Annotated in this window: 14 protein-coding genes; 8 read left to right on the forward strand and 6 right to left on the reverse strand. The window is 71.3% G+C overall.

Going from position 1 to position 14,574, the window contains the following annotated elements; genetic code table 11:
* Positions 1-84 precede the first annotated feature (84 nt).
* Positions 85-636, reverse strand: a complete 552-nt coding sequence (locus tag ACZ4EF_RS03815; RefSeq protein ID WP_391051538.1) for a PIN domain-containing protein — start codon at positions 634-636, stop codon at positions 85-87.
* Positions 633-1,754: a helix-turn-helix domain-containing protein gene (locus ACZ4EF_RS03820; RefSeq protein WP_391051536.1), complete on the reverse strand. Its 1,122-nt coding sequence runs from the start codon at positions 1,752-1,754 to the stop codon at positions 633-635. Before ACZ4EF_RS03820 ends, ACZ4EF_RS03815 begins: the two co-directional genes overlap by 4 nt.
* 242 nt (positions 1,755-1,996) lie before the next feature.
* On the opposite strand from ACZ4EF_RS03820, the gene ACZ4EF_RS03825 reads away from it, so the two are divergent.
* Together ACZ4EF_RS03825 and ACZ4EF_RS03830 are read left to right on the forward strand one after the other, a co-directional pair.
* A complete protein-coding gene (locus tag ACZ4EF_RS03825; protein ID WP_188285980.1) occupies positions 1,997-2,671 on the forward strand; it encodes a response regulator transcription factor in 675 nt (224 codons plus the stop codon).
* 12 nt (positions 2,672-2,683) lie between these two features.
* On the forward strand, positions 2,684-3,952 hold the full coding sequence (locus ACZ4EF_RS03830) for an ATP-binding protein (protein ID WP_391051534.1): 1,269 nt from the start codon (positions 2,684-2,686) through the stop codon (positions 3,950-3,952).
* Between the two features lie 21 nt (positions 3,953-3,973).
* Here ACZ4EF_RS03830 and ACZ4EF_RS03835 read toward each other — a convergent pair whose 3' ends face one another.
* On the reverse strand, positions 3,974-4,540 hold the full coding sequence (locus tag ACZ4EF_RS03835; protein WP_355347007.1) for a GtrA family protein: 567 nt from the start codon (positions 4,538-4,540) through the stop codon (positions 3,974-3,976).
* 290 nt (positions 4,541-4,830) lie between these two features.
* On the opposite strand from ACZ4EF_RS03835, the gene ACZ4EF_RS03840 reads away from it, so the two are divergent.
* From ACZ4EF_RS03840 to ACZ4EF_RS03850, 3 genes are all read left to right on the forward strand, one after another.
* Positions 4,831-5,964 (forward strand): 5-(carboxyamino)imidazole ribonucleotide synthase, encoded by a 1,134-nt coding sequence (locus ACZ4EF_RS03840; RefSeq protein WP_391051693.1) that lies wholly within the window; start codon positions 4,831-4,833, stop codon positions 5,962-5,964.
* Positions 5,957-6,496 (forward strand): 5-(carboxyamino)imidazole ribonucleotide mutase, encoded by a 540-nt coding sequence (gene purE / locus ACZ4EF_RS03845; protein ID WP_355347013.1) that lies wholly within the window; start codon positions 5,957-5,959, stop codon positions 6,494-6,496. Before ACZ4EF_RS03840 ends, purE begins: the two co-directional genes overlap by 8 nt.
* A 119-nt stretch (positions 6,497-6,615) precedes the next feature.
* The gene (locus ACZ4EF_RS03850) at positions 6,616-7,809 is read left to right on the forward strand and encodes a dipeptidase (protein ID WP_391051530.1); all 1,194 of its coding nucleotides are present in this window, start codon (positions 6,616-6,618) and stop codon (positions 7,807-7,809) included.
* Between the two features lie 24 nt (positions 7,810-7,833).
* On the opposite strand, the gene ACZ4EF_RS03855 is transcribed toward ACZ4EF_RS03850, so the two are convergent.
* Together ACZ4EF_RS03855 and ACZ4EF_RS03860 are read right to left on the reverse strand one after the other, a co-directional pair.
* On the reverse strand, positions 7,834-8,760 hold the full coding sequence (locus ACZ4EF_RS03855; RefSeq protein ID WP_355347019.1) for a lysylphosphatidylglycerol synthase transmembrane domain-containing protein: 927 nt from the start codon (positions 8,758-8,760) through the stop codon (positions 7,834-7,836).
* A 341-nt stretch (positions 8,761-9,101) separates the two neighbouring features.
* A complete protein-coding gene (locus tag ACZ4EF_RS03860; protein ID WP_355347022.1) occupies positions 9,102-9,470 on the reverse strand; it encodes a VOC family protein in 369 nt (122 codons plus the stop codon).
* Between the two features lie 154 nt (positions 9,471-9,624).
* Here ACZ4EF_RS03860 and ACZ4EF_RS03865 point away from each other — a divergent pair, with 154 nt between their 5' ends.
* On the forward strand, positions 9,625-10,179 hold the full coding sequence (locus tag ACZ4EF_RS03865) for a CGNR zinc finger domain-containing protein (protein WP_467502581.1): 555 nt from the start codon (positions 9,625-9,627) through the stop codon (positions 10,177-10,179).
* A gap of 140 nt (positions 10,180-10,319) precedes the next feature.
* Here ACZ4EF_RS03865 and ACZ4EF_RS03870 read toward each other — a convergent pair whose 3' ends face one another.
* Complete coding sequence (locus ACZ4EF_RS03870; protein ID WP_467502583.1) at positions 10,320-11,660, reverse strand: UDP-glucose dehydrogenase family protein; 1,341 nt, start codon at positions 11,658-11,660, stop codon at positions 10,320-10,322.
* A 173-nt stretch (positions 11,661-11,833) separates the two neighbouring features.
* On the opposite strand from ACZ4EF_RS03870, the gene ACZ4EF_RS03875 reads away from it, so the two are divergent.
* The gene (locus ACZ4EF_RS03875; protein ID WP_391162250.1) at positions 11,834-13,078 is read left to right on the forward strand and encodes an LCP family protein; all 1,245 of its coding nucleotides are present in this window, start codon (positions 11,834-11,836) and stop codon (positions 13,076-13,078) included.
* A gap of 139 nt (positions 13,079-13,217) precedes the next feature.
* Positions 13,218-14,390, forward strand: a complete 1,173-nt coding sequence (locus ACZ4EF_RS03880) for an acyl-CoA dehydrogenase family protein (RefSeq protein WP_391051522.1) — start codon at positions 13,218-13,220, stop codon at positions 14,388-14,390.
* Positions 14,391-14,574: the final 184 nt, after the last annotated feature.

Consider the following 14,574-nt stretch of genomic DNA (forward strand, 5'->3'; position numbering starts at 1 on the left):
GGCGTCGAACAATCCGGCCGATTCGGTTGTGACTGCCCGTCAAGCGAGGTTCCGCGGGAGCGCCCGCTGGAGTTTTCGTCCCGGTCAGGTGGGATCAAGCAGTCCTTCGGCTCTGGCCCACTCGATGAAGTCCGAGCCGTCGCACGGCAGAAACGCCTCCGCGTCCCGTAACGCGTCGACGACCGCGCAGGCTTGGTGCTCCGTGAGGAGGCCGCCGCGCAGACCGTGGCAGATCAGTTGGAGCGTAGTCGAAACCGGTACCCCATGGGCGATCGCGACGTTCCGACCGGCCCGGTCGTCGATGACGGCGGTGCACCCGTGTAGTTGGGCGTAAGCGAGAGTGGCTGCTTCACCAAGGTCCTTGGTGTCTCCCGTGCCGCCACCGAGACGGTTGTGGAACGCACTGAACAATGCGAGGAATTCCAGCGAGTCGTCGTTGGATTCGGTCAGCCACACCTGGGCTCCCACCAGGTGCAGACGGCTGTGGCGGGCGGCTCCGCGCCGGATCTCGTGCGCGACGGCGTTGGTCAGCAGGCAGGTTCGGCCTTCGACGAGTTTCGCCAGCACCTCCAGTTGACCGGAACGGGCGAAATAGTTCAGCGGCGAGCTGTCGAACACCAGGCTCGTGTCCGTCATGGCAGGAAGGCTCCGACTTCCCCGCGCAGCGCCTCCAGCGGAACCGGGTGGGGCTGGCCGAGGTCTTCCCTGTGCAGTTGCTTGTCCCGGATGATCTCAAGGGAGCGGGTGGCGGAGATCTTGTAGGTCCGGTAGGCGTGCACGGCTGCCGCTCTGACACCGGTGGGCACATGGCCCTCGGGCAGTTCTTCCACGACCTGTATCCCCGCCTCCATGTAGTCGGCGCGCGTGGGTGAGCTTCGATCGAGGCTGCGGTACTCGTCGCTGTCGATCGCTTCGTAGCCGCGCAGTTGGCGCAGGGCCACGGACCAACTCACCCGGTACTCGGCTGCCAGGACGATGACGGCCGGACGCAGTCTGTGCTCCTCGCGCAGTTGCCGGTAGCGGCCGGTGGCACCAGGCGGGAAGAGGAGTGCTGCGGCGAAAGCGTCGATGGCACGTTCGTGGTCGCTGGTGTCGACGCCCCAGTCGGCGGAGTAGGCGTCGGCGAGGATGTGGTGCCCGAATTCATGGGCCAGGGTGCTGCGTCGTCGGCCCGCGTCCAGGGTGCTGTTGATGACGGCGACTCCGAGGTCGCCCAGGGCCGCGTAGCACCCATCGACCCCCTGCGGCCCGATCGGGGCGGACCAGGCGTAAAGACCTGTCCGCTCCACACAGTTGGCCAGGTTCAAAAGCGGCTTGCCGGGGTCTGCTCCCAGCCGGGACCGGGCATCGCTCGCGGCCGCGAGGACGGCCGGGGCGTCGTCGGCGGTGAAGGGATCGACCGGTTCACCGCGGCTGGCCGTCCCGAGGGCCGCGGCGTCGACCAGCGTACGCAGATCACGCAGACAGTCCTCCAGTTCGTACTCGCCTGCTCTGTCGTCCCGCTGCGTCGGCTGGGCACGCCTGCTGGCCACGACCGGCGCGGGTGGAGTGACGAACCATGACAGGGGCCGGTCCAGCGCGGTACCGATGGCCGCCAGTTCAAGCGAGTTCAGCTTTCTCCCGCCGACTTCGATCTTCGCGATGGCGGACCGGTCCATGCCGGTGGTCTCCGCCAGTTGTTCCTGGCTGAAGCCACGGACGGACCGTGCCTCTGCGACTCTCGCGCCTACGTCGGCCCACGTCCACTCATCCATTGTTCCAATATCGCACAACGCGAAGGGCTGAAACCAGCGGGCGAGGCCCACCGGCCGGGAGCGCCGGCCTTTTCCGATGGGATGCGGTCCCGCTCACGCGTTCCTCTGTCGTCTTCGCCCCTCGTCGTAAACCCTCCTGCGGCCCCCGGAATCCGGCCGCCGCAGGGGGCGCGGCGGGTGGCGTGGGGCGGCTCTTCGTACCACCGCCTCCCCGGCGCCCGGTGCGGACTACCATCAAGCCCATGACCCGCGTACTTCTCGCCGAGGACGACGCATCCATCTCGGAACCGCTCGCGCGCGCACTGCGCCGAGAGGGCTACGAGGTCGAGGTGCGCGAGGACGGACCCACCGCTCTGGAGACGGCACTGCTCGGCGCCGTCGATCTGGTGGTGCTCGACCTGGGCCTGCCCGGCATGGACGGCCTCGATGTGTGCCGCAGGATCCGTACCGAGGGACACACCTTCCCGGTGCTGGTCCTCACCGCGCGGGCCGACGAGGTCGACACCGTCGTCGGCCTGGACGCCGGCGCGGACGACTACGTCACCAAGCCGTTCCGCCTGGCGGAGCTGCTGGCCCGGGTGCGGGCGCTGCTGCGCCGCGGCACCACCGAGTCCACCCAGCCCGCCACGCACGGCGTCCGGATCGACGTCGAGTCGCACCGGGCGTGGATGGGCGACGACGAGCTCCAGCTCACCGCAAAGGAGTTCGACCTGCTGCGCGTGCTCGTACGCGACGCGGGCCGCGTCGTCACGCGGGAGCAGCTCATGCGCGAGGTCTGGGACACCACCTGGTGGTCCTCGACCAAGACGCTGGACATGCACATCTCGTGGCTGCGCAAGAAGCTCGGCGACGACGCGGCCAGCCCCCGCTACATCTCCACCGTGCGCGGCGTCGGCTTCCGGTTCGAGAAGAACTGACACGCTGGCTCCATGCGCCGCCGTCTGATCTCCTCCACGCTGGCCGTGGTGCTCGTCGTGATCGCCGTCTTCGGGATCTCCCTGGTCATCGTGGAGACCCGGACGATCGAGAGCAGCGCCCAGGAGAGCGTGGACTCCGAGGCGGTGCGCCTGGTCGGCATCGTGGAGAACCGCATCCTGGCGGGGGAGAGCATCACCGCCAAGGGCCTGGACCGGCAGATCGCCGCCGACCGTTACGCGGTGGTGCAGGTGCCCGGCCACCCCGAGGTGACGCTCGGCGACAAGCCCAAGGGGCGGGTGCTGGCGTCCCGGCAGTCCGGCGGCCACGGCGAGAAGGTGCTGGTCGAGGAGCCGCGCTCCAAGGTCAGCCAGGAGATCGGCCGCACCCTGCTGGTGATCCTGGCGGTCGCGCTGCTCGCGGTGCTGGCCGCCGTGATACTGGCCGTCCTCCAGGCCCGCCGGCTGGTCAGCCCGCTCACCGACCTCGCCGAGACCGCCGAGCGGCTCGGCTCCGGCGACCCGCGCCCCCGGCACCGCCGCTACGGCGTCCCGGAACTGGACCGGATCGCCGACGTCCTGGACGCCAGCGCCGACCGGATCGGCCGGATGCTCACCGCCGAACGACGGCTCGCGGCCGACGCCTCCCACCAGCTCCGTACGCCGCTGACCGCGCTGTCCATGCGGCTGGAGGAGATCGTGGCGACCGCCGACGACCAGGAGGCGGTCAAGGAGGAGGCGACGATCGCGCTCGGCCAGGTCGAGCGGCTCACGGACGTCGTGCAGCGGCTGCTGACCAACGCCCGCGACCCGCGCAGCGGCTCCGCCGTCGACTTCGACCTCGACGAGGTGATCAAGCAGCAGGTCGAGGAGTGGCGGCCCGCGTACCAGAACGAGAACCGGACCATCGCGCGCTCCGGCACCCGGGGGCTGCGCGCGGTCGGCACCCCCGGCGCGGTCGCGCAGGTGCTCGCCACGCTGATCGAGAACTCGCTGATGCACGGCGCGGGCACCGTCACCCTGCACACCCGCGTCACCGGCAACCAGGCCGTCGTGGAGGTCACCGACGACGGGCAGGGCGTGCCGCCGGACCTCGGCGGGCGGGTCTTCGAGCGGACGGTCAGCGGGCGCAACTCCACCGGGCTCGGCCTCGCGGTCGCTCGCGACCTGGCGGAGGCGGACGGCGGACGGCTGGAACTGCTCCAGCAGCGGCCCCCGGTCTTCGCGCTCTTCCTGTCCCGCGAGATCCCGTCACCGCCGCCCCGCGCGGACGTCGTGAGCTGAGGCGGCCGGAAAAGAAGCGGCTCAGTTGAAGCGGTCGTCTTCCCTGGCCGCCGCGGCCTGCCGGGCCCTGACAGCGGCGCTGGCGGTCGCACCGGACGCCTTCGGCCCCTTGCCGTCGGCCAGGAACGCCTCGGCCTGCTCCACGGCCTCGCGCGCGGGCAGCGCCCGGAAGACCCAGGTCCGGTAGGACCAGAAGCGGAAGAGCGTGGCCACGCCGATGCCGACGAATTTGAAGATGTTGGCCTGGAGCGAGCTGTCCCAGCCGAAGCCGTACACCGCCGTGTAGAGCACGCCGTTCTCGATCACCAGGCCGATGGCGCTGAAGAAGAGAAAGAGGCTGAGCTCCTTCGTGCGGCCCGCCTTGTCGCGGTCACGGTAGGTGAAGTACCGGAAGCCCACGTAGTTGAAGGCGATGGACACCACGGTCGCCAGGATGCTGGCCCGTACGGTCTGGAGCTCGGTGCTGTGCCGCACCAGGTTGAACACCCCGATGTTGACCAGCACACCGGCGGCGCCGACGACCCCGAACTTCGCGATCTCGCGGTACAACAGCCGCAGTCGGGAACGCAGCTCTCGCAGTCCGCTCATGGTGATCGCTCGGCCCTGTCTGTGGAAGGTGGGGGGCGGGTGCCGTCATGGGTGGGAACGGGGTGGAATCCGCTGAGAAACCGGGTGCCGAGGGGGCACGGTCGGTGCCCCTGCGTGTCGCCCCGTGTCTCCGTGTTGTCTCCACCACATGTTAACCGTGCCGTACGGAGCTACGTCGATCGGAGCCGGTCATTCGTGTCCCCGCGTGGCGGATACCCTGGTGGCACCCCCTACGAGTACCAGCCCGCGCACCTCCGGCAGGAAAAAACGTGACATTCCCGGTAGTCGGCATGATCGGCGGCGGCCAGCTCGCCCGCATGACCCACGAGGCGGGCATCCCGCTCGGCGTCAGGTTCAGGATTCTCAGCGACACCCCTCAGGACTCGGCGGCCCAGGTGGTCGCCGACGTGACCGTGGGTGACTACCGGGACCTCGCGACCCTGCGGGCCTTCGCCCAGGGGTGCGACGTGCTGACCTTTGACCACGAGCACGTGCCGGCCGAGCACCTGCGCGCCCTGGAGGCGGACGGCGTCGTCGTACGCCCGGGGCCCGACGCGCTGGTGCACGCCCAGGACAAGGGCGTCATGCGCGCCCGCCTCGCCGAGATCGGCGTGCCCTGCCCGGTCAACCGCATCGTCACCGACCCCGCCGACGTCACCCGGTTCGCCGAGGAGCAGGCCGGGGGCTACCCCGTGGTCCTGAAGACCGTGCGCGGCGGCTACGACGGCAAGGGCGTGTGGATCGCCCGCTCCGAGGCCGACGCCGCCGAGCCCTTCCGCGCGGGCGTCCCGGTGCTCGCCGAGGAGAAGGTGGACTTCGTACGGGAGCTGGCCGCCAATGTCGTCAGGTCGCCGCACGGCCAGGCCGTCGCGTACCCGGTCGTGGAGTCCGTCCAGGTCGACGGGGTGTGCGACACCGTGATCGCGCCCGCGCCCGGCCTGTCCGACGCCCTGTCCGCGCGGGCCCAGCAGCTCGCGCTGACCGTCGCGCGCGAGCTGGGCGTGGTCGGCCACCTCGCGGTGGAGCTGTTCGAGACCCGCGCGGCCGACGGCAGCTCCGCCATCCTGGTGAACGAGCTGGCGATGCGCCCGCACAACAGCGGCCACTGGACCATGGACGGCGCCGTCACCTCGCAGTTCGCCAACCACCTGCGCGCCGTCCTCGACCTGCCGCTCGGCGACCCGCGCCCGCGCGCCCGCTGGACGGTCATGGCCAACGTGCTCGGCGGCGACTTCCCCGACATGTACGCGGCCTACCTGCACTGCATGGCCCGCGACCCGGGTCTGAAGATCCACATGTACGGCAAGGACGTGAAGCCCGGCCGTAAGGTCGGCCACGTCAACACCTACGGCGACGACCTGGCGGACGTGCGCGAGCGCGCCCGGCACGCGGCCGACTATCTGCGAGGAACGATCGATGAGTAACCCCGCCGCTTCCGCCGGGAGCCCGCTGGTCGGCGTCGTGATGGGCTCGGACTCCGACTGGGAGGTCATGGAGGCCGCCGCGCAGATCCTCGACGAGTTCGAGGTGCCCTACGAGGTCGACGTGGTCTCCGCGCACCGCATGCCGCACGAGATGATCGCGTACGGCGAGCAGGCCGACGGCCGCGGCCTGAAGACCATCATCGCGGGCGCGGGCGGCGCCGCCCACCTGCCCGGCATGCTCGCCTCCGTCACCCCGCTGCCGGTCATCGGCGTGCCCGTGCCGCTGAAGTACCTCGACGGCATGGACTCGCTGCTGTCCATCGTCCAGATGCCCGCGGGCGTCCCGGTCGCCACCGTCTCGGTCGCGGGCGCCCGCAACGCCGGGCTGCTCGCCATCCGCATCCTCGCCGCCCACGACCCCGAACTCCTCACCCGGATGCGGGAGTTCCAGCAGTCGCTCAACGAGCAGGCGACGGAGAAGGGCAAGCGGCTGCGCGCGAAGGCGAAGGGCGCGGGCGGCTTCGGCTTCTGACCCGCAAGGCGCGCAGGCCCGCAGGCCCGCAGGCCCGTAGGCCCGTAGCCCCGCAAGGCGCGCCGCCCTCGGCTCCCGGCCGCCGACGCCAACACCCGCTCCCCACCCGGAGGTACGACGTGGACCACCTGACGCACGCCCGCGAACTGCTCGCCGCCCACCCCGTGGTGGACGGGCACAACGACCTGCCGTGGGCCCTGCGCGAGCAGGTGGCGTACGACCTCGACCGGCTCGACATCGCCGCCGACCAGAGCGACCGGCTGCACACCGACATCCCGCGGCTGCGGGCGGGCGGCGTCGGCGCGCAGTTCTGGTCGGTGTACGTGTCGGTGGAGCTGACCGGCGGCGAGGCCGTCACCGCGACGCTCGAACAGATCGACGTCGTACGGCGGTTGGCCGACCGCTACCCGGCCGACCTGCGGCTCGCGCTGACCGCCGACGACATGGAGACCGCCCGTTCCGAGGGCAGGATCGCCTCCCTGATGGGCGCCGAGGGCGGCCACTCCATCGACTGCTCGCTGGGGACGCTGCGCGGCCTGTACGACCTCGGCGTCCGCTACATGACGCTCACGCACAACGACAACACCCCGTGGGCGGACTCGGCGACCGACAAGCCCGTCGCGGGCGGTCTCACCGCCTTCGGCGAGGAGGTCGTGCGCGAGATGAACCGGCTCGGGATGCTGGTGGACCTCTCCCACGTCTCGCCCGACACCATGCGCGCCGCGCTGCGGGTCGCCGAGGCCCCGGTGCTCTTCTCGCACTCCTCGTCCCGCGCCGTCTGCGACCACGTGCGCAACATCCCCGACGACGTACTGGCCGCGCTGCCCGCCAACGGCGGTGTCGCGATGGCGACCTTCGTGCCCAAGTTCATCCTGCCCGCCGCCATCGAGTGGACCGCGGCGGCCGACGAGAACATGCGCGCCCACGGCCTGCACCACCTCGACACCACCCCGGACGGCATGGCCGTGCAGCGCGCGTACGAGGCCGCCCACCCGCGCCCGGTCGCCACCGCGGCCACCGTCGCCGACCACCTCGACCACATGCGGGCCGTCGCGGGCGTCGACCACATCGGCATCGGCGGCGACTACGACGGCACGGCCTTCACCCCCGACGGCCTCGCCGACGTCTCCGGCTACCCGCACCTGATCGCCGAACTGCTCACCCGCGGCTGGTCCGACCCGGACATCGCCAAGCTGACCTGGCAGAACGCGGTACGGGTGCTGCGCGAGGCCGAGTCGGCCGCCGCGGCGATCCGCGCCCGGCGCGGCCCCTCGACGGCGACGATCGCGGCCCTGGACGGCCCGCGCGCCTGACCCCGTGGAGGCGAAGGCGCCCGCTCAGAGGACCTTGCGCCGCACCAGCGCGCCCAGCGTCAGCGCGGCGGGCACCAGCGGCAGCCAGACCGTGACGATGCGGTAGCCGAGCACGGCGGAGGCGGCGGCGGTCGTCGAGGCGCCCGCCGCCACCAGGGCCAGGGCGAGCGCCGCGTCGACCGACCCGATCCCGCCGGGCGTGGGCACGGCCGCCGCCAGACACGTGGCGAGCAGATACGCGAGCGCGACGTGCGCGGCGGAGACCGGTATCCCCAGCGCGAGCGTGACCGCGGCGAGACCGGCGGCCTGGAGCGCGGGGAAGGCCAGCGAGCCGCCCCACAGCGCGAGCGCGCGGGACGGCCGGGTGTGCAGCGTACGGGCGTCGGTGAGCGCCGCCGCCAGGAAGTCGCGGATCGTACGGCGCAGCGGCCGGAGCAGCGCCAGCGCGAGCGCCGCCGCGCCGAGCACGAGAACGGCCAGCAGCCCGAGGAGCAGCAGCGCGTTGCCGTCGGGCAGCAGGCCGCGCAGGTGCAGCGCGTGCGGGAAGAGCGCGAGCAGCACCAGCAGCAGCGTCACCCGGCCGACGGACTCCGCCAGCGAGTACAGCGCGAGGGCGGCCGACGAGCGGAGCAGCGGAAGCCCCTGGGTGCGCAGGAAGCGCAGATTGACCGCGCTCGCGCCGATCCCGGCGGGGGCGAGCTGTCCCGCGGCCGAGGCGGCGAACTGCGTGGCCAACAGGCGGGCGGGCGGCAGCGGTTCGAGCACCGTGCCCTGCCGGGCCACGGCGTTGGCGACCCAGCCGAGGCCGGTCGCCGCGAGCGCGGCCAGCAGCCAGCCTCGGTTGGCGGCCAGCAGGTCACGGCAGCCGGTCTCGATCAGCGACCAGTGCTGCGACACCCAGCCGCCGACGAGCAGCACGGGTATCAGCCCGGCGAGGGTGCGCCACGGCACCCGCGTACGCCTGCGAGCCGGTCGCCCGGCCGCTTCCCCGGCGTCCCCCTCGTCGGCGTCCCGCTCTTCCCGCCCCTCGTCCCCCTGATGTATTCGTTCTCGCTGCTCCAGTGGTGCGGCTTCCCCCGGTGGTCGTCGCAGGGATGCCCGCAGCCGCAGTGGAGTTCGGAGCATGGCCACCGCTCTCGGTCGTCCCCGCCAGTCACGCGCCTACCGGATCGTAGTACCGCGAGCAGGATGCAACGGCCGGAATACGGCCGGGCGTCGGACGGCCGATGACCAGGGGGCGGAGCGGTGACCGCGGGGCGACGGCGGCGGGGCCGCCGGGGGACGGCGGCCGTTCAGCAGGCGCAGAGGCAGAACGGGTGCCCGGCGGGGTCCGCGTACACGCGCCAGTTGCGCGCGCCGTCCAGGTCGCCCTCCAGGAGCGTCGCGCCCAGCGCGAGCACCTGCTTCTCCGCGCTGTCCATCGCGGCGCGCTCCACAGCGATGTCGAGGTGGAACTGCTGGGGGCGCTCGGGGTCGGGCCAGCGGGGCGCCCGGTGCGCCGGGGCGAGCTGGAAGGACAGGCGCTGGCCGTCCTCGCGGTTGAGGTCGACCCAGTCGTCCTCCGACGCGTCGACCGTGCCGCCGACCAGCTCGGCGTAGAAGGCGGCCAGCGCGCGCGGGTCGGGACAGTCCAGGACGACCGCGCCCAAGGTGCCGATCATGACGGATTCCTCTCGTGGTGGGCTGCCGTGCCACCGGCCGGTGCCGTGGTCACCGGACAGCGGTTAGCGGTGACCAGTACAGCGGTTACCAGTACAGCGGTCTCAGCCGGTAACGGTTACTTCATCATGGCGGAGTGGCGGTAACGTTTCAAGGGTGGAGCAGCCCGGAGAACGCAGTCCCGCGCCTGGACCGCTGCGGCTGGTCCAGGACCTGGTCAACACCGTCGACCTGGAGAGCGGCGACGACGCGCTGCACACCCCGGCGGAGCTGGCCGCCTGGGCGGGGGAGCGCGGCATCGAGGGGCCCGGCTTCGGCCCCGGAGGGCTCGCCGACGTCCTCGTCCTGCGCGAGGCGCTGCGCGACGTCTGCCAGGCCCACGCGGGCGTCGACATACCGCCCGCCACCCTGGAGGCGCTGGAACGCCTGCTGTCCCGCGCGCCGCTGCGTCTGACCGTCGACGCCGAGGGCGCCGCAGCCGTACGCCCCGCCCCCGGCCTGACCGGACCCCCGGCCCTCACCGCCCGCGTCGCCGCCGCCGTCGTCTCGGCCGTCGCGGACGGCACCTGGCCCCGCCTCAAGGCGTGCGCGGCCGACACCTGCCGGTGGGTCTACTACGACCGCAGCCCCTCGGGCCGCAGCCGCTGGTGCACGATGGCGATCTGCGGCAGCCGCGCCAAGATGCGGGCGTACCGCAGCCGTACGCGCTGAGGCGCGTGCCGCCCGGCCGTTCCCTTCCGGTATGGCGGCCCGTACGGCCGGTCATTGACGTGCGCACGTACGAGACACGCGCATACGGACGAGGGCCCGTACGCGGTGGTGTCGCGTACGGGCCCCGCGGGTGTCGTCGGTTACGCGGAGGGGCGGCCCATCGCGCGGTAGGTCCAGCCGGCCTTGCGCCAGACCGCGGGGTCGAGCGCGTTGCGGCCGTCGAGGATGTGCCGCTCGCGGGCCACGTCGGCGAGGGCGGCGGTGTCCAGCTCGCGGAATTCCCGCCACTCGGTCAGGTGCAGTACGAGGTCGGCACCGCGGACGGCGTCCAGCGGCGTGGGGGCGTAACGCAGGGTCGGGAAGAGCCGCTTGGCGTTCTCCATGCCCTTCGGGTCGTAGACCGTGACCTGGCCGCCCTGGAGGTGTATCTGGCCCGCCACATTGAGGGCGGGGGAGTCGCGGACGTCGTCGGAGTCCGGCTTGAAGGTGGCGCCCAGCACGGCGATCCGGCGGCCGAGCAGGCTCCCGCCGACCGCCTCGCGGGCCATCTCCACCATGCTGGTGCGGCGCCGCATATTGATGGAGTCGACCTCGCGCAGGAACGTCAGCGCCTGGTCGGCGCCCAGCTCACCGGCGCGCGCCATGAACGCGCGGATGTCCTTGGGCAGACAGCCGCCGCCGAAGCCGATCCCGGCCCTGAGGAATTTGTGGCCGATCCGGTCGTCGTGCCCGATCGCCTCGGCGAGCTTGGCGACATCGCCGCCCGCCGCCTCGCTGACCTCGGCCATGGCGTTGATGAAGGAGATCTTGGTGGCGAGGAAGGCGTTGGCCGCGGTCTTGACGAGTTCGGCCGTCGGGTAGTCCGTGACGATGAACGGCGTGTCTTCTGCGAGCGGTCCGGCGTAAACCTCCCGCAGGAGTGACTCGGCGCGCTCGCTGGTCACGCCGATCACGATCCGGTCCGGGTGCAGCGTGTCCTGCACCGCGAAGCCCTCGCGCAGGAACTCCGGGTTCCACGCCAGCTCCGCGTCCGCGCCCGCCGGGGCCGTCTCGCGCAGCCGCTCCGCCAGCCCGGCCGCGCTGCCCACCGGCACGGTGGACTTGCCGACCACCAGCGCGGGGCGCCGCAGATGCGGGGCCAGCGAGGAGAAGGCGTTCTCCACGTAGCTCATGTCGCAGGCGTACTCGCCGTGCTTCTGCGGGGTGTTCACGCAGACGAAGTGGACATCGCCGAACTCGGCGACCTCCTCCCAGGAGGTGGTGAAGCGCAGCCGCCCGCTGGAGCCCTCGATCCCGGCCACATGTCTCGCGAGCAGTTCCTCCAGGCCCGGCTCGTACATGGGGACGCGCCCCTGCGACAGCATCTCGATCTTGCTCGGCACGATGTCGAGGCCGAGCACTTCGAAACCGAGCTCGGCCATCGCGGCGGCATGGGTGGCGCCGAGATAACCGGTGCCGATGACGGTGAGCTTCAGAGGCATGCGCAGAGCATAGTAGGGACCGCGCGGACCAAATAGTGGGTGGTCGGGGGGCCGGGGGTCCACAATGCGTGCAGATATCCAAGGGGTGGGTCGAGGGGTGGGGTGCAATCGTGGGTGACGCGAGCGGCAGAGGCGGCGGGACGGACGAGGGGACGGTCCCGACCGGAACGGACGTGACGACGCCGGATCAGCGGCGGGACCGGGGGCCGGACGAGGGGCGGTCGCCGGAACCGGAGGGGATACCGGGGCGGATATCGGGGCGGATATCGGCCGTCAAGCGCGAGCCGGGGTCCGAGCCGGAGCCGGAGTCGGCACTTGAGCCGGATGCGGACGACGGTCTCGCGCCCGACGGTCCTGACGGCCCCGACAGCCCGGCGCGCAAGACCCGGCGGCGCCGCCGTACCCGCCGCGTGCTGTACGCGGCCGTGATCCTGCTCTGCACCGGTGTGCTGCTGGTCGTCGGCACCGCCTACTGGGCCTTCCAGCACTACACCGGCCGCGTCGAGCGCATCCCGAACGCCTTCCCGACCGACGTACCGGCCGCCGCGCAGCCGCAGGCGTCCAAGAGCGGCAGCCAGACCTTCCTGCTGGTCGGCCTGGACGCCAGGTCCGACCTGCCGACCACCGGCAAGAACGCCAAGGCGCCGGAGTGGAAGCCGGGCGCCCAGCGCAGCGACACGATGATGCTGGTGCACCTGCCCGCCGACCACAAACACGCGTACGTCGTCTCGCTGCCGCGCGACTCCTGGGTGAGCATCCCCGGCCACGGCCAGGCGAAGCTGAACGCGGCCTTCTCCTGGGGCGGCCCGCCGCTGCTGATCGACACCGTGCAGCGGCTCACCAAGGTGAAGGTCGACCACCTCGCGGTGATCGACTGGAGCGGCTTCAAGAATCTGACGAACGCGGTCGGCGGCGTGGACATCACCGTCGACAAGACGGTCGACCGCCGCAACGGCCCCGGCGGCGTCTGGACGGCCGGCCCCCACCACATGAACGGCGACGACGCCCTCGACTACGTGCGCGAGCGCTACGGCCTGCCGCGCGGCGACCTGGACCGTACGCACCGGCAGCAGAATTTCCTGCGGGCCGTGCTGTCCAAGATGCTCTCCGGCGGCACCTTCTCCAACCCGCTCAAGCTGAAGCGGACCCTGGACCAGGTGACGTCCGTGGTGAGCGTGGACGACAGGCTGTCCAACGGCGATCTGCGCGACCTGGTGTGGAACATGCGCGATGTGCGCTCCTCGGACATGGTGTTCATGAACGCGCCGATCTCCGGCTTCGACACCATCAAGAAGCAGTCCGTGGTGCTGCTGGACGCCAACGGCTCCTCCGAGCTGTGGCAGGCGCTCCGCAACGACACGATGAGCGACTACCTCGCGAACAACACCGTCGACCGGCTCGGCGACAAGGTGTCGTGAGGCGTTGCGGGGCGTTGTGGTGTGTCGTGCGGTGTTCCGCGGGTGTCATGAACGTCACGTAGGTGGCGCCGCGGGTGCGGGCCTAGGATCATTGGGTTACTTAACGGTAGTTAGCGCTGCACTCGGGGAGTGAGACACCTTGGCCGGATCCTCCGACTTCGACCTTTTCCGTACGTCCGAGGAGCACGACATGCTCCGGGACGCGGTCCGCTCCCTCGCGGAGGCGAAGATCGCGCCGTTCGCGGCCGAGGTGGACGAGCACGGCCGCTTCCCGCAGGAGGCCCGTGACGCGCTGGAGGCCAACGACCTGCACGCGATCCACGTCCCCGAGGCGTACGACGGCCCGGGCGCGGACGCGCTGTCCACGGTCATCGTGATCGAGGAGGTGGCGCGGGTCTGCGCCTCCTCCTCCCTCATCCCCGCGGTCAACAAGCTCGGCTCGCTGCCCGTACAGCTCTCCGGCTCCGAGGAGCTGAAGACGAGGTACCTCGGCGCCCTGGCGCGCAAGGAGGGCATGTTCTCGTACGCGCTGTCCGAGCCCGAGGCCGGCTCGGACGCGGCGGGCATGAAGACCCGCGCGGTACGCGACGGCGACACCTTCGTGCTCAACGGCGTCAAGCGCTGGATCACCAACGCGGGCGTCTCCGAGTTCTACACGGTCATGGCCGTCACCGACCCCGACAAGCGCTCCAAGGGCATCTCCGCGTTCGTGGTCGAGAAGGGCGACGAGGGCGTCTCCTTCGGCGCCCCCGAGAAGAAGCTCGGCATCAAGGGCTCCCCGACCCGCGAGGTCTACTTCGACAACGTCCGCATCCCCGCCGACCGCATGATCGGCGCCGAGGGCACCGGCTTCGCCACCGCGATGAGGACCCTCGACCACACCCGCGTCACCATCGCCGCCCAGGCCATCGGCATCGCCCAGGGCGCCCTCGACTACGCCAAGGGCTACGTCAAGGAGCGCCAGCAGTTCGGCAAGGCCATCGCCGAATTCCAGGGCATCCAGTTCATGCTCGCCGACATGGCCATGAAGCTCGAAGCCGCCCGCCAGCTCACCTACGCCGCCGCCGCCAGGTCAGAACGCGTCTCGGCCGGCGGCAAGGAGGAAGACCTCACCTTCTTCGGCGCCGCCGCCAAGTGCTACGCCTCCGACGTCGCCATGGACATCACCACCGACGCCGTCCAACTCCTCGGCGGCTACGGCTACACCCGCGACTACCCCGTCGAGCGCATGATGCGCGACGCCAAAATTACCCAAATCTACGAGGGCACCAACCAGGTCCAGCGCATCGTGATGGCGCGAAACCTCCCCTAGGGCGGGGGGTGGTGATAGGCGGGTGACGGGGGTGAAGTGGGTGACGGGGGAGGGCGGTTCGGGGGGTTCAGTACAACGATCGGGGGAAGATCGCTATGTCCGACTATCCGGTGTAGTCCGGTGGTTCGGGCGGGGGGGATCGTCACCCGGCGCCGTTTAGCGGGCGGTTTGCGATCAATTGACA

This window comes from Streptomyces sp. NPDC025721, assembly GCF_055558595.1.